Raw genomic sequence first — 21,780 nt, 5'->3', positions numbered from 1 at the left:
GCAACGCGGCTGCGCAGACGGCCGCGGTCGGTCGGCCTGTTAGTGAAAATACTAACGCCGCGAGGCGCCATTGAACAGCCGCCCGGCTATCGTAGGAGCACGGTCGCCAGCCAGCTGGCGCTACAGCGGGTCCAGGAAGGCATTCGGCTGCAGATGAGCGCGCAACGTTGAGCACCTACCAGCTTCAATCGGTTTTCAGTCCCGCCTCGGTCGCCGTGGTCGGCGGCAGCACGCGCGAGCAGTCGGCCGGTCGGGCGGTGCTGCGCAATCTGGTCGAGGGCGGTTTCGCCGGCCAGATCGGCCTGGTCAATCCGAACTTCGATGCGATCGAGGGCGTCGCCGCGGTGTCGCGGATCCAGGACCTGGCGTGGACGCCGGAGCTGGTGGTGATCGCCGCGCCACACTCGCTGGTGCCGCGATTTGCCAGCGCCGCCGCGGCCAAGGGCGCATCGGCCGCGGTCGTGCTCAACACCGGCATGGGCCAGGGCGCCCAGTCGCCGGCGGCGGAACTGGCCAGCGCCGCGCGCGCCAGAGGCCTGCGCATCGTCGGTCCCAACTCGCTGGGCATCCTCGCGCCGCACGCCCGGCTCAATGCCAGCTTTGCCGCGCATGCCGCGCTGCCGGGCGACCTCGCGGTGATTTCGCAATCCGCCGCCATTGCCGCCGCGCTGGTGGAATGGGGCGCTCGCCGCTCGCTCGGTTTTTCAGCGGTCGCCTCGCTGGGCGACGCGCTCGATGTCGACTTCGCCGACCTGCTCGATTACTTCGCCCGCGACCGCTACACGCGGGCGATCCTGCTGTACGTCGAGTCGATCCGCGATGCGCGCAAGTTCCTCTCGGCGGCACGCGCGGCGGCGCGGCTGAAGCCGGTGGTGGTGGTGAAATCGGACCGCCATGCGCGGCGCGCCGCTCCCGTCGGCACGCATTCTGCGGCGCTGGCCACGCCCGATGGCGTCTACGCCGCCGCCTTCCATCGCGCCGGCATGCTGCGCGTGAGCGCGCTGGATGAACTGTTCGCCGCTGCCGAAACGCTGGGGCGCATGCACACGTTTCCGGGCCGCCGCCTGGCGATCTTCGCCAATGGCCGCGGCACCGGCATGCTGGCCGCCGACCGCCTGGTCGACATGGGCGGCACGCTGGCCGGGTTGTCGGATGCGACCGTGCAGCAACTCGATGCGGTGGCCTCGTCGGTGTGGCCGCGCACCAACCCGGTCGACATCAACGGCGACGCCGACCACGCCGCCTACGCCGGGGCCGTCAGCGCGCTTTTGGCCGACGACGGCAACGATGCGGTGCTGGCACTGAACGTCCCGACGGCGCTGATCGGAGCCGACAGCCGTGCGCAGGCGCTGGCCGAAGCGAAAGCGCTGGCGATGAAGGCGGGCAGCCGCAAGCCGGTATTCGCGGTCTGGCTGGGCAAGGATGACAGCGCTGCCGCCCGGCTCAATGCGGCGCGGATCCCCACCTATGCGACAGAAGCCGATGCCGTGCGCGGCTTCATGTACCTGGTGCGCCATCGCGAGGCGCAGCAGGCGCTGATGGAAACGCCGCCGAGCATGCCAGACGACCTGGTGGTCGACACGGCGACCGCGCGTTGGGTGGTCGAGACGGCCATGGCAGCGGGCCGGAACTGGCTCGACCCGATCGAAGTCGCGCGCGTGCTGGTGGCGTATGGAATCGACATCACCCCGACCACGGCCGCGCGCGATGCCGACGAAGCCGTGTGCATCGCCGCGCCGCTGCTGGCAGACGGGACGCCGGTCGCGGTCAAGATCCTGTCGCCCGACATCAGCCACAAGTCGGATGTAGACGGCGTGCGCCTGAACCTGTTCACCGCCCAGGCGGTGCACGAGGCTGCCGCGGCGATCCTGCAGCGTGCGCGCGAGGCGCGGCCGGGCGCGCGCATCGATGGCGTCACGATCCAGCCGATGGTGGTGCGGCCGCGGGCGCGCGAACTGATCATCGGCATGGTCGATGACGAGACCTTCGGGCCGGTGATCGTCTTCGGCCGCGGCGGCACCGCGGTGGAGGTGATCGACGACAAGGCGCTGGCGTTGCCACCCCTGGACCTGCGCCTGGCCCACGAGATGATCGGCCGCACCCGCGTGTCCCGCATCCTCAAGGCCTATCGCGACGTGCCGGCCGCCGACGAGCGCGCGGTGGCGATGACGCTGGTGAAGCTGGCGCAGCTGGTTGCCGACATCCCCGAGATCCGCGAGGTCGACATCAACCCGTTGCTGGTCGATCGCGACGGCATCATTGCGGTGGATGCGCGAATCGGCGTGTCAGCCTCGCGCATCGTGCACAAGGGCCCGGGCCATCCGCGCTTCGCGATCAGGCCGTATCCGAAGGAATGGGAGCGCACGCTCGAGCTGTCCGATGGCAGCGCCGCGTTCCTGCGGCCGGTGCGGCCGGAAGACGATGAACTCTTTCGCCGCTTCTTCACCAAGGTCACCGACGAAGACCTGCGCCTGCGCTTTTTCCAGACCATCCGCCATTTCAGCCACGAGTTCATCGCCCAGCTGACCCAGCTCGACTACGCGCGTTCGATTGCGCTGGTGGCGATCGATCCGGACGACGGCGAGATGCTAGGCGCGGTGCGCCTGCACGCCGATGCCAACTACGACCACGGCGAGTACGGGATCCTGGTGCGCTCCGACCTCAAGGGGCAAGGGCTGGGCTGGCGATTGATGCAGACGATCATCGAGTACGCACGCTGGCTGGGCCTGCGCTCGATCGAGGGCGAAGTGCTGCAGGAGAACCGGACGATGCTGGACATGTGCCGGCGCCTGGGGTTCACCACCACCGTCAATCCGGACGATCCGACCGTGGTGACGGTGTCGCTGCCGATCGTGCAAGGCGGATGAGGGCTTTCAGATCACACCAGCCCCGTGGCGTAGAACGTGCCGATCACCACGAACACCGCCGCGGTCTTGATCAGCGTGATCGCGAAGATGTCCTTGTAGGCCTGGCGGTGCGACAGGCCCGTCACCGCCAGCAGGGTGATCACCGCGCCGTTGTGCGGCAACGTGTCCATGCCGCCCGACGCCATCGCCGCGACCCGGTGCAGCACGTCCATCGGAATGCCTGCCGCGTTCGCGTTGGCGATGAAGGTTTCGGCCATCGCCGCCAGGGCGATGCTCATGCCGCCCGAGGCAGAGCCGGTGATGCCGGCCAGCGCGGTCACGGTGATGGCTTCGTTGACCAGCGGGTTGGGGATCGCCGCCAGTGCGTTGGCCACCACAAGGAAGCCGGGCAGGGCAGCGATCACCGCGCCGAAACCGTACTCGGATGCGGTGTTCATCGCCGCCAGCAATGCGCCGCCGATGGCCGACTTGCTGCCCTCGGCGAAGCTGGCCATCACCGGCTTCCAGGCGAAGGCGAGCACAGCGAGGATGCCGACCAGCAGCGCACCCTGCACGGCCCAGATCGCCGCGATCTTCGACACTTCCTGCACCACCGGCGCGGCGCTGCCGATCACCGCCGGATCGAAGCTGTGCGCCTCGCCGTAGAAGCTCGGGATGGCGATGGTCAGCACTTTGTTGACGACGCCGACCAGCACCAGCGGCAGGATCGCGATCAGCGGATGGGCGAGGGTGCCGCCGGCGAACGGCGCCGGTTCGTTGACCAGCTTGTCGCCGTAGCCCTCACCGGCGGCCAGTGCAGCGCGCCGGCGCCAATCGAGGTAGGCCAGGCCGACGGCGAGAATGAAGAGGCCGCCGATCGTGCCCAGCCACGGCGCCGCCCAGGTGTTGGTGCCGAAGAACGTGGTCGGGATGATGTTCTGGATCTGCGGCGTGCCCGGCAGCGCGTCCATGGTGAAGGTGAAGGCGCCCAGCGCGATCGTGCCGGGGATCAGGCGCTTGGGGATGTCGCTCTGGCGGAACAGTTCCGCAGCGAAGGGGTACACCGCGAATACCACCACGAACAGCGACACGCCGCCGTAGGTCAGCAGCGCGCACACCACCACGATCGACAGCATCGCCCTGCCGGCACCGAACAGGCGGATCGTCGCGGCCACTATCGCCTTGGAGAAACCCGACAGTTCGATCAATTTTCCGAACACCGCGCCGAGCAGGAACACCGGGAAGTACAGCTTCAGGAAGCCGACCATCTTGTCCATGAACAGACCGGTGAACATCGGCGCGACCAGCGACGGGTCCGTCAACAGCACCGCGCCGAGCGCTGCCACCGGCGCGAACAGGATCACGCTGTAGCCGCGGTAGGCCACGAACATCAGGAAGCACAGTGCGGCCAGCACGATCAGAAATGCCATTCCCCGTTCCTTGTCGAAGCGTGTGGATCGCCTGCTTGCCGTCATTCCCGCGCAGGCGGGAACCCAGTGTCGTTGCCTTGGAAGCGTCGAGTCGCTGGGTCCCCGCCTACGCGGGGATGACGGCATGCCTGCAGCCCGTGTAGGCATGCAGTCTCCGCAATGGCCCGATGGGCCGGCATTGTCCGAAGGTACAGCAGCGGCGACAGGCGCCTGGTCCTAGGCTTGCCAGCATGACGGGGGAGGGACTCGTCTTTCATTTCGCTTCCGGCACACCGCCGGTCCGCGGCCAACGATTTGGGACTGGGGAGACAGCGTCACCATGAATCGCAGCGACAACAAGACCCGAAGCAGCCTGAGCATCGCCATTGCCTTCGCCCTGCTGGCGCCCGCCGCCTTCGCCCAAGAGACGACGAGCGCAGCACCGGCCAGCGATGCGCAGGCCACCACGCTCGGCGGCGTCACCGTCACCGCCCGCAAGCGCGAGGAAACGCTGCAGGAAGTCCCGGTTGCGGTCACCGCATTCACCGCCGACGCCCTCGACAAGCTCAACATCGAGGACCTCAGCGACCTCGATGCACAGGTGCCCAACCTGACCATCTATGCCGCACGCGGCTCCAGCAGCACGGTCACCGCCTACATCCGCGGCGTCGGCCAGTCCGATCCGCTGTGGGGCGTCGACCCGGGTGTGGGCATGTACATGGACGATGTCTACATTGCCCGACCGCAGGGCGCGCTGCTGGACGTGTTCGACGTCGAGCGCATCGAAGTGCTGCGCGGCCCGCAGGGCACCTTGTACGGCAAGAACACGATTGGTGGTGCGATCAAGTACATCTCGCGCGGCCTGCCGGTCGCGCCGGAAGGCCAGGTCTCGGTCACCGTCGGCAACTACAACCAGCTCGACGTGAAAGCCTCGCTGGGCGCATCGGTCGGCGACGGCGCACTGCGCGGGCGCCTGGCGATGGGCAGCTTCAACCGCGACGGCTTCGGCGACAACCTGTTCAGTGGCCAGGAAGTCAGCGACAAGGAAGTGCTGGCGTTGCGCGGCCAGTTGGGCGCCTACATCAGCGACGACCTCAACATCCAGTTCGCCTACGACTGGATGGACGACCAGTCCGGCGTGCGCGGGGCCAAGATGCTGGCGCCGAACCGGTTTGCCCCGGGCTTCGCGCCGCTGGACAGCCGCTACGACATCCGCAGCGGCATGCCCAACGTCAACGACACCTCGATGAAGGGCGCCTCGGCAACGGTCAACTGGCGCATCAACGAGGATTGGGGCTTCAAGTACATCCTCGCCAAGCGCGAGTCAGACACCGAGACCAACATCGACTTCGACACGTTGCCCAACAAGGTTGCCGACGTGAAGGCGTTCTACGCCGACGAGCAGATCACCAACGAGCTGCAGGTCAACTACGACGCGGGCGGCCGCTCGCGTGGCGTGATCGGTTTCTATTCCTTCGACGGCGAGGCCGGTGGCCAGGTCCTCAACAACTTCTTCAATCTGTCGTTCGGCGACACTCATGGCACGGTCTACACCGATGCGCTGGCGCTCTATGCGGACTGGACGTTCGACCTGACCGACAAGCTCAAGCTCGACCTGGGCGCGCGCTACACCGACGAGAAGAAGCACGCGGTGGTGCTCAACCGCTGCTACACCGACGCGACGTTCACCGTGCTGGCGGCGCGCTGCGCGGCCAACAATCCGACGCCGATCGCGGCCAACTTCGACAAGCGCATCGGCTTCGACAACACGTCGCCAAAGATCTCGCTCGACTACCAGATCACCCCGGACATCATGGTCTACGGGCTGGCCTCGCGCGGTTTCAAGTCGGGTGGTTTCAACATCCGTGCCCAGGCCACCGCCGTGCCGCGTTCGGCTGAGCCGTTCAATGACGAGTCGGTCGACAGCTACGAGATCGGCAGCAAGATGTCGTTCCTGGAGCAGACGCTGTTCGTGAACCTGGCGGCGTTCCACAACGAGTACAAGGACATCCAGCTGTCGGTGTTCACGTCCTACGACAGCAATGGAGACGGCACCAACGATGCGTTCTTCGGCGACTTCACCAATGCCGGCAAGGGCACCGTGCAGGGTGTGGAAGTCGAGTACCAGTGGCTGCCGACGCACAACTGGCTGATCAGCGGCAACCTGGCCTGGCTCGACGCGAAGTACGACGAGTTCATGTACGCCGGGGTCAACATTGCCGACGAGCAGGAGTTCACCAACGCGCCTGATTTCTCTGGTGCGGTCAATCTGGAGTACCGGACCGATCTGTCCAGCGGTGGAAATCTGTCGGCGCGGGTGGGCTACAGCTATCAGAGCGAGGTGGTCGCCACCACCGAGATCGTCCGCACCGGTGCGCTGCCGATCACGCAGGACGGTTATGGGCTGGTCAATGCCGGCGTGATCTGGCGCATCGACGATGCGTGGTCGCTGTCGCTGCAGGGCACCAATCTGGCCGACAAGGAGTACCGCACCACCGGTTACAACCTCAACGCCGCTCTGGGCGTGCTGACCGGGTTCTACGGTGCGCCGCGCCAGTACACGTTGTCGGCGCGGTACGACTTCTGATGGTTTGAAGGCGGCGTTTCGTGGTCTGTGGCTGGCTCCGGCGTGGCGTTGTCCGCTACGCCGGGGATTGCTCCGCCCCGCGGACGCCATCCTGGCTTTACGCGGGGCGTGGGCCATCCATGGCCCACTGCTCCGCAATCCCCGGCGCAGCGGACAACGCTCCGGCGCGTTGACGCCCCGTCTTCGTTGATGCAAGAAAAGCCCGTAAACCTCGGCGAAGGCCCAGGATCCATTGGGGAGTGCCGATACGGACAGTGTCTCTAGGGACTCCACGCTCGGCTATCCTCCAGTAATGCACCTTCCCGCCGCCCCATGCTGAGCTTCGCCGCGGTCGCCCTGGCCAGCGTCGCCTGGCTGGCACTGATGTTCGGGACGGCGCTCTACGCCGAGCGTCGCCCCACCGTGCTGGCTCGTCATTGGGGCCATGTCTACGCGCTGTCGCTGGCGGTGCACTGCACCTCGTGGACGTTCTACGGGACCGTGACCCAGGCCGCTCGCTACGGTTGGCCGCTGCCGCCGACCTTCCTCGGCGCGATCGTGCTGTATGCGATCGCGGTCGCCTTCATGGTCCGGCTGGTGCAGCTGGCGCGGGAAACCAACGCGACTTCGCTGGCCGATCTGATCGCCACGCGTCTGGGCAAAGACGCCTGGCTTGCGGCCACGGTCACCCTGGTCGCCGCGCTCGGACTGATTCCCTACATCGCCCTGCAGTTGAAGGCGGTGGCGATGAGTTTTGCCATGCTGACCACGCACAGTGCCGAGGTCGGGCTGGCGCCGGCCTGGCAGGACAGTGCGCTGTATGTGGCGCTGGCGATGGCGTTGTTCGCGATGCTGTTCGGCACGCGCCGCGCCAGTGCCGCCGAGCACAACCGCGGGCTGGTGCTGGCGATGGCGTTCGAGTCGGTGTTCAAGCTGGCGGCGATGCTGGCGCTGGGGCTGTTCGTCTGGTGGGGGCTGGGCGATCTTCCCGAGACGGCGGCCATGGCGCCGCCGCCGCGGTCGGCCGACGGATTCGCACCGCTGGTGCTGCTGGGCGCGCTGGCGATGTTCATCCTGCCGCACCAGTTCCATGTCGGCGTGGTCGAGTGCCGCGACGAGCGCGACGTGCGCACGGCTCGCTGGCAGTTTCCGCTGTACCTGGTGCTGATCGCGCTGCCAGTGCTGCCGCTGGCCAAGGCCGGGCAGGCGCTGCTGGGTGGCAGCGGCGTGCCGTCTGACCTGTACGTGCTGGCGCTGCCGCTGGCGCAGGGTCATGAGGGCCTGGCGCTGTTCGCTTTCCTCGGTGGCCTGAGCGCGGCCACCGGCATGGTCGTGGTCAGCACGCTCACCTTGAGCCTGATGATCGGCAACCACTGGTTCGCGCCGGGGTTGCTGCGCGGTGCGTGGTCGCGCAACGACGGCAGCGACCTGCGCGGCCGCGTGCTGGCGCTGCGCCGGGCCGGCATCGTCGTGATCATGCTGTTGGCCTGGGCTTACAGCCGCCTGATCGCCGGCAACGATGCGCTCGCCGATGTTGGCGCGGTGTCGTTCTCGGCGCTGGCGACACTGGTGCCGGCGCTGTGCTTCGCGGTCTGGCGGCCGCAGACGCCGGCGCGCGCGGCGGTGATCGGCATCGCCGCGGGCTTTGCCGCCTGGGCCTGGGTGCAGTTGCTGCCGATGACGATGGAAGTGCGTGGCGTGACTGCGCCCTGGCTGGAAAGCGGACCGTTCGGCCTGCACTGGCTGGCGCCCGATGCCCTGTTCGGCCTGACCGGCTGGAGCCGCCTGGGTCGCGCCGTCGGCGCCAGCCTGTTCGTCGGCACCCTGGCCACCGTGCTGGCGGCGCTGTGGCGCCGCGAGACGCCGCATCGCGCCCACCGCGGCCTCGACGTCAAGACATTGCGCGATGCCGGCCTGCGCTTCCTGCCGCGCGAACGCGTGCTGCAACTGCTGCAGGGCGTGCCGGCGGGCGAGCCGGTGGCCGCGCCGATCGAAGCCGGGATCGAACGCGAACTTGCGGCGGTATTGGGGTCCGCGTCGGCACGCGTGCTGCTCGATGCTGCGCGACGCGCCGCCAGTGGTCGCGAACTCGACACCGTGGCCGCGATCGTCGGCGAGGCATCGGCCGACCTGCGCTTCAACCAGCGCGTGCTCGAGGCGGCACTGCAGAACATGAGCCAGGGCATCAGCGTGGTCGATGCCCAACTGCGACTGGTCGCCTGGAACCGGCGCTACGTCGAGCTGTTCGGATTCCCGCCGGAGCTGCTGCAGGTCGGTCGTCCGATCGCCGAGCTGTCGCGCTGGGCCCTGCAGCGGATGCCGCCCCAGGGCGACCTCGAACGCGCCCTGGAACGACGCCTGGGCTTCATGCGCGCCGGCACCGCGCACCTGTCCGAACGCGTACTGCACGACGGCAGCATCATCGAGATCCGCGGCAACCCGATGCCCGGCGGCGGCTTCGTCGCGACCTTCACCGACGTGACCGCATTCCGTCGCGCCGAGGCCGGCCTGATCATGGCCAACGAGACGCTGGAACAGCGCGTCGCCGAACGCACCACCGACCTCGAGGTCGCCAAGCGCGAGGCCGAGCGCGCCAACGAGGCCAAGAGCCGCTTCCTCGCCGCGATCGGCCATGACCTGATGCAGCCGCTGCATGCGGCGCAGTTGTTCACCGATGCGCTGTCGCAACAGCTGCTCGAGCCGCGCCAGCGCGAAACGGTGGCGCAGATCGGCGGCGCCCTGGATTCCACCAGCGACCTGCTCACCGGCCTGCTCGACATGTCGCGCCTGGAGGCGGGCGGGCTGGTGCCGCAGCCGCGTCCGTTCCCGCTGGCGGAGGTGCTGGAGCCGCTGGCGTCGGAGTTCGGCGCCATTTCGGCGGCGCGCGGCCTTGAATTCCGCTTTGTCGCCAGCACCGCGTGGGCGCATACCGACCCGCAGTTGCTGCGCCGCGTGCTGCAGAACTTCCTCGCCAACGCCGTGCGCTACACCCAGCGCGGTGGCGTCGTGCTGGGCGTGCGCCATGACGGCGACGGCCTGCGCATCGAAGTGCACGACAGCGGGCCCGGCATTGCCGCCGGTCAGCAGGCTGTGATTTTCGAAGAGTTCCGTCGCGGCCAGGATGCCCCGGGGCAGGGCCTGGGCCTTGGCCTGTCGATCGCCGAGCGCATCGCGCAGTTGCTCGACGCACCGCTGGGCCTGCGCAGCCAGATAGATCGCGGCACGGTGTTCGCGGTGCGGGTGCGGCGCGCGCCCAGGCCGCTGCCGATGTCGCTGTCATCCTTGCCCGACGAAAATCCCGGCGTGCGCGTGCTGGTGGTCGACAACGACCCGCAGGCGATGTCGGCGCTGGCGGCCGTGCTTGCTGGCTGGGGCTTCGACGTGGTCACCGCGCGCGACTCGGACGAGGCCGAGGCGGCGTTGTCGCGCGCGCCTGCGGCGTTGTGGCTGTTCGACTACCACCTCGACGATGGCGATACCGGCGTCGCCCTGGCCGCGCGCCTGGAGCTGCGTTTCGGCGCGCGGCCGACGCTGATCCTCAGCGCCGACCGTGGCGAGGTGGTGCGGCGGGCGGTCGAGGAAGCGGGGCTGTCGCTGCTGGCCAAGCCGGTGAAGCCACTGGCGCTGAAGTCAGCGCTCGATCGCGCGCTCGCGGCGCGCGAAGTGGCGCTGTCGTAGCGTCCGATCAGGCGATCTGCCGCGCCGGATCCGACAGCTCCAGCTCGCGCAGCACCACGCTGGCCTGGGTGCGGTTGCGCACGCCAAGGCGCTCGAAGATCGCCGACAGATGCGCCTTGACCGTCCGCTCCTGCACATCCAGCCGGTCGGCGATCTGTTTGTTGAGCAGGCCCTGCGCGACCAGCGTCAGCACCCGGAACTGCTGCGGCGACAGGCTTGCCAGGCGCGCGGCCAGGTCGGCGTCGCCGCTGTCGCTTTGCGTGCGCGCGACCGCGGCGCGCAGCGATGCCGGCAGCCACTGCTCGCAGGCGAAGACGGCGCGGATCGCATCGCGCAGTTCGTCGAGTCCGGCACTCTTGGGCAGGTAGCCGGCGGCGCCGTGATCCAGTGCGCGCCGGACCACGCGCGGGTCGTCGTTGGCCGAGACCACCACCACCGCCACGCCCGGGTGCTGGGCGCGGATCGCGGCCAGTCCGGCCAGGCCGTGGTTGCCGGGCATGTGCAGGTCGAGCAGTACCAGGTCCACGCCCGAATCGGCATCGATCGCGGCATCGAGTGCGGCCAGCACGGCATCGAGATGGCCGGCTTCCAGGATCACCGCGCCGCTGACGGCCTCCATGGCCGCCTGCCGCAGGGCGGCGCGGAACAGCGGATGGTCGTCGGCGATCAGCAGGGTCGGCATTGGCCCTAGCCTAGCAAGTGGCCGCACCAGCAGGGCGGCAACGGCGTGGTACGAAAGTACGATGGGCGGCGCGGCTGGCCTTGCTAGGCTGCGGCAATGAACCTGCGACCCGTCCGAACTGCCCTTGCCGGCGCCACGCTCGTCCTGGCCGCCTGCACCACCACCACGCCGCGCAGCAAGACGGAGGCCGCGCCGATGTTCTCCGCAGTGCGCACGACCGAACATCGCGGTGACGACGACCTGCTCAGCGCCGGCCTTGGCCTGGCCGGCCTGCGCGCGATGACCCCGCCCGCGTTCGCCGACGCCGAACATCCCGGCGCGGGCGAACTGCGCCGGCGTGCGTTGTGGAACAACTGGCGCGGCATCGCCGATCTCGCCCCCGGGGGCGGATACGGCGAGCTCTACGGCAGCACCGCCAGCGTGCCGGGGCGCGAGTACAGCGCCCTGGCCACGGTGGCGGGCGCGACCCAGCCGCACCGCGTGCTGGTGCAGGTGCCCGATGCGTTCGATGTCGGCAAGCGCTGTGTCGTGGTCACCGCGTCGTCGGGTTCGCGCGGCATCTACGGCGCGATCGCCGTCGCCGGTGCCTGGGGCCTGCCGAAAGGCTGCGCGGTGGCCTACACCGACAAGGGCGCGGGCACCGACTATTTCGACCTGGACGCGGGGCAGGGCGTCCGCGCTGACGGCACTGTCGGCGCGCGCGGCGATGGCCTGGCGTTCGAGCCGGTTGCGAACGCATCTTCCGGCGTGGCCTTCAAGCACGCCCACTCGCGCGACAATCCCGAGGCCGACTGGGGCCGGCACGTGAAGCAGGCCGCGCAGTTCGCGCTGCAGTCGCTCGACAGCGCGTTCCCGCAGGCGGCGCCCTTCACCTTCGGCAACACCCGCGTCATCGCGGTCGGCATCTCCAACGGCGGCGGCGCCGTGCTGCGCGCGGCCGAGCTCGACGGCGACTGGCTCGACGCGGTAGTGGCTGGCGAACCCAATGTCTACGTCGACGGCGCCGGAAGTCGCGCCCTCTACGACTACACCACCGAAGCCGCGCTGCTGATGCCGTGTGCGTTGCTGCACCTGCAGAACCTGCCGCAGCCGCCGCTGACCGCGCAGGTCGCGCCGCTGTGGACGCAACGCTGCGTCGCATTGAAGGCGGCCGGGCTGATCGAGGGCAACGACACCGCGGCGCAGGCGAAATCCGCATACGACGCGCTCAAGGCCCATGGCTGGAGCGACGAGGCCCTGCACGCCGGGGCGCTCTCGGTCGGCTTCGACCTGTGGCGCGCCGTCGCGGTGACCTATGCCTCGGCCTACGGTCGATACGGCGTCGGCGAGTTGCCTTGCGGCAATCGCTACGGCGCGATCAATCCGGACGTCAGTCCACGCGCTGCCAGCGCGAGCGAGCGAGCAGCCTGGTGGTCCGATGCCAGCGGCATTCCGCCCGGCGCCGGTGTCAACATCCTCGAGCAGAACCCGGCCGCGCCGCTGACGACGTTGCAATGCCTGCGCGCCCTGTGGACCGGCGACGACGCCGACGCGCAGCGCGTGCGCAAGGGCATCGCCGAAACCCGCGCCGGACTGCCGCGCAAGGGCCTGCCGGTGGTGGTCATCCACGGCAGCGACGACGGCCTGATCCCGCCCGCCTTCACCAGTGCCCCGTACGTGAAGCAGGCGCAGGCGGCCGGCCGCGACGTGCGCTACTGGCAAGTGCGCAACGCCCAGCACTTCGACGGCTTCCTCGGCCTGCCCGATTACGGCGCACGCTACGTGCCGCTGCTGCCGTACGTGTACTCGGCGCTGGACCGGGTCAACGCGGCCCTGGACGGCAGCGGCACGCTGCCGGACGATGCGGTCATCTCAACCAGGCCGCGGGCCGGCAATCCGCTGCAGGCGTCGAACTTGGCCATGCCGCGCTGACTTCGTCTGCCTCTTGCTCCCTTAACACCCAATTTGGCACGCTGGCAGGCCTTGATGGATCCGGAGCGCCGCATGCCGCGCCACTTTTCGATGCTGCGCGAGTTCCACCTCGCCGACTGGTTCACGCTCGCCAATGCCTTCTGCGGCACCGGCGCGATCTTCGCCGCGATGCGTTTCCTGCAGGAGGGCGGGGTAGGTGACCTGCTGATCGGCATGGCGCTGATCCCGCTGGCCTTCATCTTCGATGCGCTCGATGGCCGTGTCGCCCGCTGGCGCAATTCGGCCTCGACCCTCGGGCGCGAGCTCGACTCGCTGGCCGACGTGATCTCCTTCGGCGTCGCGCCGGCGGCGCTGGCCTACGCCTGTGGCCTGCAGGGTGGCTGGGACTGGGCCGTGCTGAGCTATTTCGTCGGTTGCGGCGTCAGCCGGTTGGCGCGCTACAACGTCACCGCCGAGCAGCTGTCCGGTGGCGGCGACAAGGTCAAGTTCTTCGAGGGCACGCCGATCCCGACCAGCCTGGCGCTGGTGGTGGTGCTGGCCGTGGCCGCGTGGCAGGGCGCGATCGGCGCCAATCTGTGGCTGGGCATGATCAAGCTCGGACCCTGGCAGTTCCATCCGCTGGTGCTGATGTTCGCGTTGTCCGGCTCGTTGATGATCAGCAAGACGCTGAAGATTCCCAAGCCCTGAGCAGCGCCCGTCGCGGCTCCGCAACATGCCCGCTGCTAACATGGCCCGCATCAAGCGGAGGCGGCGATGAAGCAGGACGATTTCGAAGCGTTGACGCGACAGTACTGGAACGCGTGGAGCGACAGCCTGCGTTCGGCGGCGGCGCCTGCGGCGACGGCCGTGCCCGGCATGCCCGGCTGGACCGAAGCGATGAACTGGTGGACGCAGCTCGCCAAGGGCGGCGTGCCCCAGGGCGACGAAGCCGTCTCGCGCTTCAGCTCGCAGGCGCAGGGATGGTTTGCGCAGATGCAGAAGCTGGCGGCGCAGTTCAGCGGCAGGCAGGCCACAGCCGCCGACATCACCGCTGCCTGGAAGCAGGCGCTCGGCGGCGATGGCGCCAATCCGTTCGCGCACATGCTCGGCATGATGCCCGGCAGCGCCAGCACCGATCCGTCGCAGTGGTTCGAGCAGGCCGCCCCGTGGTTGCAGCAGTGGCAGCGCGATGGACGCTCCTGGCTGGGCCTGCCGGCGTTCGGTTTTGCCCGCGAGCACCAGGAGCGCTGGCAGCACCTGATGCAGGCGCAAGCGGATCTGCAACAGCAGAGCCAGACCTACCAGACCCTGCTGGCCGAAGCCGGCCAGGATGCCTTCGTCCGTTTCGAGCGCAAGCTTGGCGAGCGCAGTGCGCCCGGTCGCCAGCTCGAGTCGGTGCGCGCATTGTTCGACCTGTGGATCGACGCGGCCGAAGAGGCCTACGCGGAGGTCGCGCTGTCGCCGCGCTTCCGCGATGCCTACGCCGCATTCGTCAATGCGCAGATGACCCTGCGCGGCCACCAGCAGCGGGAAATCGAGCAGGTGTGCGCGCAACTGGGCATGCCGACCCGGACCGAACTGGATTCGGCGCATCGCAAGATCGTCCAGCTCGAACGCGAACTGCGACGCCTGCGCGACGCGGTCGAAGCCGGCGCGGCGCGAGCGGGCCGCAGCGAAGCGGCGGCACCGCGACAGGCAGCGCCACCGCAGCCGGCAGCGAAGCCTGCGCCGAAGCCTGCGCCGAAGGCGCGCAAGGCGCCGGCCAAGGCTGCTGCGAAGGCCACCGCCAAGGCAAAGGGGAAGCGCTGAGATGGATGGATTCGGCAACGGCCCACTCGGCTTCACGCCGCAGTCGCTGGCAGAAGAATCGCTGCGCTTCCAGGCCAAGCTCCGTGCCGGCCTGGATACCCTGCATCAGGTCCACGACATCGACTACGGCGCGACCGCGCGCGAGGAAGTCTGGCGCGACGGCAAGGTGGTGCTGTACCGCTTCCGCGGCCACACGCTGCCCAACGGCCGGGCGCCCACGGCCAAGGTGCCGCTGCTGATCGTCTACGCCCTGGTCAACCGTCCCTACATGGTCGATCTGCAGGCGGACAAGTCGCTGGTGCGCGGCCTGCTCGAGCGCGGCGAGGACGTCTTCGTGCTCGACTGGGGTTACCCCGACCGTTCCGACCGCTATCTGGAGCTGGAGGACTACATCCAGCGCTACATCGGCGGCGCCATCGATCACCTGCGCGCCGAGTACCGCCTCGACGCGGTCAACCTGCTCGGGATCTGCCAGGGCGGTGCGTTCTCGCTCTGCCATGCCGCGCTCAACCCGCACAAGGTGCGCAACCTAATCACCATGGTCACGCCGGTCGACTTCCACACCAGCGACAACATGCTGGGCAACTGGACGCGCGGACTGGATGTGGACCTCTTCGTCGATACCCTCGGCAACGTCCCGGCCGACGTGATGAACTGGTGCTACCTCACGCTCAAGCCCTGGCGCCTGTTCGTGCAGAAGTACGTCGGCCTGGTCGACGTGCTCGACGACCAGAAGGCGCTGGAAGACTTCCTGCGCATGGAAAAGTGGATCTTCGATTCGCCCGACCAGGCCGGCGAGGCGTTCCGCCAGTTCGTCAAGCAGTTCTACCAGGGCAACGGTTTCGTCAAGGGCGGCATCGACATCGGCGGCCGTCCGGTCGACCTGCGCAGCGTCGACATGCCGGTGCTCAACATCTATGCCGAGCAGGACCATCTTGTCCCGCCGGCATCGTCCAAGGCGCTCGCCGACCTGGTCGGAACCGGTGACTACAGCGAGCTGTCGTTCAAGGGCGGCCACATCGGCATCTACGTCTCCAGTCGTGCGCAGCGCGAAGTGCCGTCGGCGATCCACGAATGGCTGGGTGCGCGCTCGCGCTGAGATGCGCGCGCCTGCGGTTGCCCGGTTTTTGTAGAAAGGCGCACGGATCGACAGACCGCGTCATCGCCCTCATGGCACAGTCAGGCACCTCTCCTGACACTGCACCGATGCCCAAGTTCGCACTGCTTTTCTGCCTCGCGCTGCTCACTGCCTGCGCATCCAAGCCGCTGTCGCCGGCCAGCACGCCTGCGGCGCAACTGCAGGCCTCGACCAGGTTCGAGCCCGACATCGTCGCCTTCGAGCAGGCCGACAGCGTGGTCCGGCGCAGGCCCGGTGGCGTGGTGTTCGTCGGCAGTTCCTCGATCCGCCTGTGGGACACCCTGGGCGACGATTTCCCCGGCGCGGCCCCGATCAACCGCGGCTTTGGCGGCTCGCGCGTGCGCGACACGACCTTCTATGCGCAACGCATCATCACCCCGTACCAGCCGCGCGCCGTGGTCGTCTACGCCGGCGACAACGACCTTGCCGAAGGCCGCACGCCGCAGCAGGTGCGCGACGATTTCGCCGCGCTGGTCGCGCAGGTGCGCAGCCAGTTGCCGCAGGTGCGGATCGCGTTCGTCTCGATCAAGCCCAGCCCGGCGCGGCAGGCCCTGCTGGGCCAGATGCGCCAGGCCAATGCGCTGATCCGCGATTACACGCGGCAGGCCAAGGGCGTGGACTTCCTCGACATCGCCACGCCGATGCTCGGCGCCGATGGCCAGCCGCGCGGCGAGCTGTTCCTGGATGACCAGCTGCACATGAACCGCAGCGGCTACGCCATCTGGACCGACGTGGTCGGTCGCTGGCTGGATACGCTGTAATGGCGGCATGACCCGTCGCCTGCGCCCGCTGATTCGTCCAGTCCTGCTAGCCGGCCTGCTAGCCGGCAGCGCCGCGGCGCTGGCGCAGGCGCCCGCGCCCGCTGCACAGCAGGCACCGAAGGCAGCGAAGGCGCAGCGGGAGATCGACCAGCTGATCACCGCGCTCGGGGGCTCGGGCTGCCAGTTCCAGCGCAACGGCAGCTGGTACCCGGCGAGCGAGGCGCAGTCGCACCTGCGGCGGAAATACGACTACCTGCGCAAGCGCGACCTGGTCGCCAGCGCCGAACAGTTCATCGAACGGGCCGGCAGCGCCAGCAGCATGAGCGGCAAGCCCTACCAGGTGCGCTGCCCGGGTCAGCCGGTCGTGACCTCCTCGACCTGGTTGACCACGCGGTTGGCCGCAATTCGTCACGCTACGCCCTGACATCCGGCGCTAGACTGGCAGCGCCGCCGCCTGGGAAGCGCCGTCATGAATGCCACCCGCAGACTATGCCGCTCACGTCACGACCGGATGATCGCCGGAGTCATCGGCGGAATCTCGCGCCGGTACGGCTGGAACTCGACCCTGTTGCGCGCCCTCTACGTGCTCGGCTCGATCGTCTCCGCCGCATTTCCGGGCCTGCTCGTATACCTGGTCCTGTGGCTTCTGATTCCGGAAGGCGACTGCCCGGAAGCGGAGTGACACCCAGCCCATGAGCCTGCGCCTGTTTCCGGGTGACGTGCTGTTCACCCAGCGACTGCTCAGGGCGCAAACGCTGTACGGCGGACGGCTGGATGGGCGCTGGGGGCCACTGACGGAAGCGGCGTCTGCCGAATTCGAACGCCGCGCGGCGCTGATCCGCGAGCAGACGCGAACGTTCGACGCACGCAGCGAAGCGCAACTGGCCGGCCTGCTGCTGCCGGCGCAGCGGCTGGCGCGCACCAGCCTGGCGCGCATGCTCGATGCCGGTTCGCGCCCGCGCCTGCTGTCGGGCACACGCGGTTACGTCGAACAGAACGCCTTGTTTCGTCGTGGTCGTTACGGCAACCCCGGCCCGGTGGTGACCAACGCCCGCGGTGGCCAGAGCATGCACAACTTCGGCACGGCCTGGGACATCGGCCTGTTCGACGCGCAGGGACGCTACCTCCAGGCCGTTACTGCATACGACGAGGCTGCCCGGGTCGGCCTGGTCGCCGGGCTGGAGTGGGGTGGCGACAACACGCGCTTCGTCGATCGCCCGCACTACCAGTTGCGCCTGGGCTGGCCCGTCGCCGAAGTACGGCGCCGGTTCGAAGCGGGGAGGGCGTACCTTCCTGCCGATGACCAGACCGGGGCATGAGCTGCGCTAGGCTTCACCCATGTCGACGTCACTGACCCGCGCGCTGGTCGCGCTGGGCGCGCTCTGGACGCTGCCCAACACGCTCATCGGCCTGACCCTCGGCATCGCCGGGCTGGCCTTCGGCGCGCATGTGCACTGGCGCCGGCGCGAGCTGGCGCTGGTGTTCCACAAATGGCCGTGGGGGCCGGGCGGGGCGATCACGTTCGGCAACGTGATCCTGCATACCGGCGACAGCCTCGACTCGCCCTGCGTGACCTATGCCCACCGCGCCGGTCATGGCGACGAACCGTCGATCGTGCTGGCAGACCACGAGCGCGCGCACGTTTATCAGTACCTCGCGCTCGGCCCGCTGTTCCTGCCGCTGTACCTGGTGTTTGGCGGCATCAGCGTGCGCAACCGTTTCGAGCGCGCGGCCGATCGCTACGCGCGCACCGGCAGGGGATGGTGGCCGTGGGCAGGCTGACGGGCGCATGGCGCGCTCAGAGCACCCTCAGAGCACGGTATCGATGCCCTGCACGAGCCTGCGCGCCAGCCGCTCCTGCCTGAACTGCTCCAACCACCACTCCAGTGCACGACCCTGGTGATCGCCGCGCCACGCGACGTACAGCGTGTTCGGTTCGCGCGGGTCGTCGGTCTTCCTTTCCACCAGTTCGCCGCGCTTGAGCAGGCCGGCGATGCGCTGCCGCGGCAACCACCCCACGCCGAGGCCTTCGTGCTGCGCCTGGATCTTGGCGCGCATGCTCGGCACCGCCAGCGATGACTGGCCGCCGAGCAGGCCGTAGCCGCGCGCATCCACCCGGCGCGACGTGTCGGCGACCACGACCGAGCGGTGTTCGAGCACCGTCTCGCGCGACAACGGCTCGCGCGCCCTGGCCAGCGGGTGCCGTGGCGACACCGCGAACACCCACTCCATGACGCCCAGTTCGAACCAGCGCAAACCGGGGATCACCGGCGGTTCGTTGGTCGCGCCAACGACCAGATCGGCGCGGCCATCGCGCAATGCGTCCCAGGTGCCGCCGAGCACCTCGTGGGTGATGCGCACGGTCACGCCGGACTGCAGCTTGTCGAAGCTGCGGATCACCGGCAGCAGCGTCTCGAATTCGAGGATCTCGTCGGTCACGATCCACAACCGGTCTTCCCAGCCGCCCGCGACCTGTTTCACGCGTCGCGTCAGTCGCGACACGTCGAGCATCAGGCGCGCGGCTTCATGCGCCAGCAACTGCCCGGCGGGCGTGAGCTGCAGGCGGTAGCGGCGGCGATCGAAGAGCAGGGCATCGAAGCGCTCCTCGAGCTGGCGCGCGGCGTGCGAAACGGTTGACGGCGCCTTGCCCAGGCGCGCGGCCGCACGCGACAGGCTGCCGCTGTCGCGGATGGCTTCCAGCAAGGCCAATTCATCCGGAGACAACATGTTCGATCCCTTCGAAAGCGGCTTACTCGAACGCCACCTGGTTGCCTTCGCTACGCCAGCCTTCGAAGCCACCGGCCAGCGGCCGCACGCGCTTGAAGCCGTGCTTGTTGAGTTCGCGCGCCAGTACCGCCGCCGACGCCTCGTTGGGGCAGTCGCAATACACGACCACCTCGTCGCGTGGCGTCAGCGCGGCTTCGCCGAGCGTGCGCACGAAGATCGCGCCCGGGATCCAGCCCGACGCATTGCGCAGGGGTTCCGGGCGTACGTCGAGGATCAGCGGCGAGGCGCCCTGGTCGATCAGCCGGCGCAGTTCGAGTGGCGTGATCCGCGCCATGCGCAGCTGGCGCAGGAACATCTGCCGCCGCCACAGCTTCCAGCAGACGAATGCCACGATCAGGATGGCGATGGCCGGCAGCGCGAACCGGCCCAGGTCTTCCAGGCGTTCGAGCACGCTGTTCACGGCCTCATGGAATATCGCGCCCAGCGCCACGGCAAGCCCGGACCAGAGCAGAGCGCCGATGCCGTCGTACAGCAGGAAGCGGCCGGTTCGCGTTCCGGTTTCGCCGGCCAGCGTGGTGGCGACGGCGGCGAATCCCGGAATGAACTTGGCCACGATCAACGACGGCGCACCCCAGCGCGAGTAGACGCCGCGGGTCATCAGCACGCACGAGTCGGGCGACAACGACAACCGGCACATCAGCCGCAGCAGTTTCGCGCCCAGGCGTCGACCGCCGATGAACCACAGCCAGTCGGCCATCACCGCGGCCACCGTGGCGACCACCACGATCGGCCACACGCTGTCGCCGCGATCCACCGCCAGGGCCGCGGTCAGGATGATCGGCGGATAGGCCGGAACCGGTATGCCACCCTGATCCAGGAACACGCTGACGAATACGACCAGCAGGCCGTAGACGGTGATCAGGTGCAGCAGGGTGTCCATGACAGGGGGAGCCGAGGGTCAATGTCGCCATGGTAGGCGCGCGGCCCGGCCGGGGATAGCGCGCCGGGTGCACTAGTGCGTTCCTGCCGCCGCACCAGTGCCGGCGGCCGGTCTCACTCGAAGTCCAGGCGTCCCCGCGTCCGGCCGAGGCGGACCCCGTCCGGGCCGAAGCTCTGCTCGACGAAGGTGATGCCGGTGTCGTCGACGAGGGCCACGCTGCTGCAGCGCGTGCCGTAGTTGGGTCCGCGCACGAACGGTGGTGACAGCCGGCGTTCCAGCTCCAGGCCGACCCCGGTGTCTGGCAGCGCCTGATCGGGTGCCGGGGTGGTGTCGGCCAGCGCCTCGAACAGCGGCGCCAGCGCGGCATCGTCGGTGGCCTGCGACAGCGGCGACTGCAGCCAGGCGTCGAGCGCCGCCACGGCGTGGCCGCTCTTGGGCCAGCGCGCGTCGAAGGCGCCGTTGGACATGGCGTGCAGGCCCGGCGTCACGTCGTGCTGTTCAAAGCCAGGGTGGTTGCTGGCGAAGCCGAGCGTGCTGCCGTCCCAGGCCAGCAGGTTGAAGCGGCCGTATTCAGCCGCGTCCCCGGCGAGGCCGGAGAGGAAATGCCCGCTGCGATCGCTTGCCGAGACGAATCCCCGCACCAGTGCACCGCGCGAGCGCGGCATCGCGCCCTCGGCGAGGCCGGCGCGCACATTGGTCACGGCCGCCATGCGCCCGCGCCTGGACACCATCAGCCAGCTGCCGCCAGCGCGCAGGTCGCGGCCGCCGTAGAGGTCCGGGTCGGCGGGGTCGAGCCCGGCCGGGGCCGCCGCGCGGTCATGCGCCTCATCGCGGTTGGCGATCAGTGCCAGTCGATAGCGGGGGTGAGCGCGCCAGGCGACGGCGATCAGGCACATGACGGCATCTCGGGGGACGGATTCATCAAGGTGGGCGGCTCGGGGCGGTGCTGCGGAGCAGGGCGCTGTAGGGAAAGTCCTACACAAGAAGACGATGCCGGCCGACTGCGTTTTGGCACCGCTGGGCGGACCCTACGACGATGACACAGGAACCGTCCACTGCGCAGGACGGCCGCCCGCTCCCAACTGTCCGCTCCAACCGCCGGGAGGTGACCCATGTACCGAGTCGAACTATCGCGACAGGATGGCAGCATCCTCGCCCAGCAGATTGCAGAAGCTGCGGTCGACTACTCCAGTGCCGAAGCGGCGCTGGCGGCGGTGTTGCCCCAGGCCAAGCGCTGCGCCGAGACCATGAGCCAGGCGCTGTGGCTGCGCATCTACGACGACCGCGCCCGGGTGGTCTTTGGCACCCTGCTGATGTGAGCCCGCCGCGGTCCA

Annotated in this window: 18 protein-coding genes; 13 read left to right on the top strand and 5 right to left on the bottom strand. The window is 68.9% G+C overall.

What is annotated here, in order from left to right; genetic code table 11:
- The first annotated feature begins 167 nt into the window (after positions 1–167).
- Positions 168–2,867 carry a bifunctional acetate--CoA ligase family protein/GNAT family N-acetyltransferase gene (locus AC1DER_RS03620; RefSeq protein ID WP_477245507.1) on the top strand — a complete coding sequence of 900 codons (2,700 nt, stop codon included), beginning with the start codon at positions 168–170 and terminating at the stop codon, positions 2,865–2,867.
- A gap of 11 nt (positions 2,868–2,878) precedes the next feature.
- Here AC1DER_RS03620 and AC1DER_RS03615 read toward each other — a convergent pair whose 3' ends face one another.
- Positions 2,879–4,276 (bottom strand): GntP family permease, encoded by a 1,398-nt coding sequence (locus AC1DER_RS03615; protein WP_477245505.1) that lies wholly within the window; start codon positions 4,274–4,276, stop codon positions 2,879–2,881.
- A gap of 319 nt (positions 4,277–4,595) precedes the next feature.
- Between AC1DER_RS03615 and AC1DER_RS03610 the strand changes: the two genes are divergently transcribed.
- Both AC1DER_RS03610 and AC1DER_RS03605 read left to right on the top strand, forming a co-directional pair.
- Positions 4,596–6,842, top strand: a complete 2,247-nt coding sequence (locus AC1DER_RS03610; RefSeq protein WP_477245503.1) for a TonB-dependent receptor — start codon at positions 4,596–4,598, stop codon at positions 6,840–6,842.
- Positions 6,843–7,154: 312 nt separating this feature from the next.
- Positions 7,155–10,499, top strand: a complete 3,345-nt coding sequence (locus AC1DER_RS03605; protein WP_441814733.1) for a hybrid sensor histidine kinase/response regulator — start codon at positions 7,155–7,157, stop codon at positions 10,497–10,499.
- Between the two features lie 7 nt (positions 10,500–10,506).
- Here the strand turns inward: AC1DER_RS03605 and AC1DER_RS03600 are convergent, their stop codons facing one another.
- A complete protein-coding gene (locus tag AC1DER_RS03600; protein WP_441814732.1) occupies positions 10,507–11,181 on the bottom strand; it encodes a response regulator in 675 nt (224 codons plus the stop codon).
- 96 nt (positions 11,182–11,277) lie between these two features.
- Between AC1DER_RS03600 and AC1DER_RS03595 the strand changes: the two genes are divergently transcribed.
- The 9 genes from AC1DER_RS03595 to AC1DER_RS03555 all read left to right on the top strand — a co-directional run bounded on the left by AC1DER_RS03595 (position 11,278) and on the right by AC1DER_RS03555 (position 18,561).
- Positions 11,278–13,092 carry a 3-hydroxybutyrate oligomer hydrolase family protein gene (locus AC1DER_RS03595; RefSeq protein WP_477245500.1) on the top strand — a complete coding sequence of 605 codons (1,815 nt, stop codon included), beginning with the start codon at positions 11,278–11,280 and terminating at the stop codon, positions 13,090–13,092.
- Between the two features lie 72 nt (positions 13,093–13,164).
- Complete coding sequence (locus AC1DER_RS03590; protein ID WP_477245498.1) at positions 13,165–13,779, top strand: CDP-alcohol phosphatidyltransferase family protein; 615 nt, start codon at positions 13,165–13,167, stop codon at positions 13,777–13,779.
- Between the two features lie 66 nt (positions 13,780–13,845).
- Positions 13,846–14,880 (top strand): class III poly(R)-hydroxyalkanoic acid synthase subunit PhaE, encoded by a 1,035-nt coding sequence (phaE, locus tag AC1DER_RS03585; protein ID WP_477245496.1) that lies wholly within the window; start codon positions 13,846–13,848, stop codon positions 14,878–14,880.
- 1 nt (position 14,881) lies between these two features.
- Complete coding sequence (locus AC1DER_RS03580) at positions 14,882–15,979, top strand: class III poly(R)-hydroxyalkanoic acid synthase subunit PhaC (RefSeq protein ID WP_441814728.1); 1,098 nt, start codon at positions 14,882–14,884, stop codon at positions 15,977–15,979.
- 107 nt (positions 15,980–16,086) lie between these two features.
- Positions 16,087–16,779, top strand: a complete 693-nt coding sequence (locus AC1DER_RS03575) for an SGNH/GDSL hydrolase family protein (RefSeq protein WP_477245494.1) — start codon at positions 16,087–16,089, stop codon at positions 16,777–16,779.
- A 7-nt stretch (positions 16,780–16,786) separates the two neighbouring features.
- A complete protein-coding gene (locus AC1DER_RS03570) occupies positions 16,787–17,203 on the top strand; it encodes a YfeK family protein (RefSeq protein WP_477245492.1) in 417 nt (138 codons plus the stop codon).
- Between the two features lie 45 nt (positions 17,204–17,248).
- On the top strand, positions 17,249–17,461 hold the full coding sequence (locus AC1DER_RS03565; RefSeq protein WP_441814725.1) for a PspC domain-containing protein: 213 nt from the start codon (positions 17,249–17,251) through the stop codon (positions 17,459–17,461).
- 10 nt (positions 17,462–17,471) lie between these two features.
- Positions 17,472–18,098, top strand: a complete 627-nt coding sequence (locus tag AC1DER_RS03560) for a M15 family metallopeptidase (RefSeq protein WP_477245490.1) — start codon at positions 17,472–17,474, stop codon at positions 18,096–18,098.
- A gap of 19 nt (positions 18,099–18,117) precedes the next feature.
- Entirely contained in the window at positions 18,118–18,561 is a 444-nt protein-coding gene (locus tag AC1DER_RS03555; RefSeq protein ID WP_441814723.1) for a hypothetical protein, read from the top strand.
- A gap of 27 nt (positions 18,562–18,588) precedes the next feature.
- On the opposite strand, the gene AC1DER_RS03550 is transcribed toward AC1DER_RS03555, so the two are convergent.
- The 3 genes from AC1DER_RS03550 to AC1DER_RS03540 form a co-directional block, all read right to left on the bottom strand.
- Positions 18,589–19,506: a LysR family transcriptional regulator gene (locus AC1DER_RS03550; RefSeq protein WP_441814722.1), complete on the bottom strand. Its 918-nt coding sequence runs from the start codon at positions 19,504–19,506 to the stop codon at positions 18,589–18,591.
- A 22-nt stretch (positions 19,507–19,528) separates the two neighbouring features.
- Complete coding sequence (locus AC1DER_RS03545) at positions 19,529–20,446, bottom strand: DedA family protein/thiosulfate sulfurtransferase GlpE (protein ID WP_477245487.1); 918 nt, start codon at positions 20,444–20,446, stop codon at positions 19,529–19,531.
- Between the two features lie 113 nt (positions 20,447–20,559).
- Positions 20,560–21,342 (bottom strand): NRDE family protein, encoded by a 783-nt coding sequence (locus tag AC1DER_RS03540; RefSeq protein ID WP_441814720.1) that lies wholly within the window; start codon positions 21,340–21,342, stop codon positions 20,560–20,562.
- A 216-nt stretch (positions 21,343–21,558) separates the two neighbouring features.
- On the opposite strand from AC1DER_RS03540, the gene AC1DER_RS03535 reads away from it, so the two are divergent.
- Positions 21,559–21,765 carry a hypothetical protein gene (locus AC1DER_RS03535; protein ID WP_441814719.1) on the top strand — a complete coding sequence of 69 codons (207 nt, stop codon included), beginning with the start codon at positions 21,559–21,561 and terminating at the stop codon, positions 21,763–21,765.
- Positions 21,766–21,780 lie beyond the last annotated feature (15 nt).

The sequence above is a fragment of the Lysobacter sp. 05T417 genome (genome assembly GCF_056396405.1).
The sequence above is the reverse complement of the archived record's forward strand: the minus strand, read 5'-3'. Positions and strand labels throughout refer to the sequence as shown.

Excerpts from the sequence above, each read along its gene's own strand:
- AC1DER_RS03615 (WP_477245505.1), bottom strand. The coding sequence starts at position 4,276 with ATGGCATTTCTGATCGTGCTGGCCGCACTGTGCTTCCTGATGTTCGTG.
- AC1DER_RS03610 (WP_477245503.1), top strand. The coding sequence starts at position 4,596 with ATGAATCGCAGCGACAACAAGACCCGAAGCAGCCTGAGCATCGCCATT.
- AC1DER_RS03605 (WP_441814733.1), top strand. The coding sequence starts at position 7,155 with ATGCTGAGCTTCGCCGCGGTCGCCCTGGCCAGCGTCGCCTGGCTGGCA.
- AC1DER_RS03600 (WP_441814732.1), bottom strand. The coding sequence starts at position 11,181 with ATGCCGACCCTGCTGATCGCCGACGACCATCCGCTGTTCCGCGCCGCC.
- AC1DER_RS03595 (WP_477245500.1), top strand. The coding sequence starts at position 11,278 with ATGAACCTGCGACCCGTCCGAACTGCCCTTGCCGGCGCCACGCTCGTC.
- AC1DER_RS03590 (WP_477245498.1), top strand. The coding sequence starts at position 13,165 with ATGCCGCGCCACTTTTCGATGCTGCGCGAGTTCCACCTCGCCGACTGG.
- phaE (WP_477245496.1), top strand. The coding sequence starts at position 13,846 with ATGAAGCAGGACGATTTCGAAGCGTTGACGCGACAGTACTGGAACGCG.
- AC1DER_RS03580 (WP_441814728.1), top strand. The coding sequence starts at position 14,882 with ATGGATGGATTCGGCAACGGCCCACTCGGCTTCACGCCGCAGTCGCTG.
- AC1DER_RS03575 (WP_477245494.1), top strand. The coding sequence starts at position 16,087 with ATGCCCAAGTTCGCACTGCTTTTCTGCCTCGCGCTGCTCACTGCCTGC.
- AC1DER_RS03570 (WP_477245492.1), top strand. The coding sequence starts at position 16,787 with ATGACCCGTCGCCTGCGCCCGCTGATTCGTCCAGTCCTGCTAGCCGGC.
- AC1DER_RS03565 (WP_441814725.1), top strand. The coding sequence starts at position 17,249 with ATGAATGCCACCCGCAGACTATGCCGCTCACGTCACGACCGGATGATC.
- AC1DER_RS03560 (WP_477245490.1), top strand. The coding sequence starts at position 17,472 with ATGAGCCTGCGCCTGTTTCCGGGTGACGTGCTGTTCACCCAGCGACTG.
- AC1DER_RS03555 (WP_441814723.1), top strand. The coding sequence starts at position 18,118 with ATGTCGACGTCACTGACCCGCGCGCTGGTCGCGCTGGGCGCGCTCTGG.
- AC1DER_RS03550 (WP_441814722.1), bottom strand. The coding sequence starts at position 19,506 with ATGTTGTCTCCGGATGAATTGGCCTTGCTGGAAGCCATCCGCGACAGC.
- AC1DER_RS03545 (WP_477245487.1), bottom strand. The coding sequence starts at position 20,446 with ATGGACACCCTGCTGCACCTGATCACCGTCTACGGCCTGCTGGTCGTA.
- AC1DER_RS03540 (WP_441814720.1), bottom strand. The coding sequence starts at position 21,342 with ATGTGCCTGATCGCCGTCGCCTGGCGCGCTCACCCCCGCTATCGACTG.
- AC1DER_RS03535 (WP_441814719.1), top strand. The coding sequence starts at position 21,559 with ATGTACCGAGTCGAACTATCGCGACAGGATGGCAGCATCCTCGCCCAG.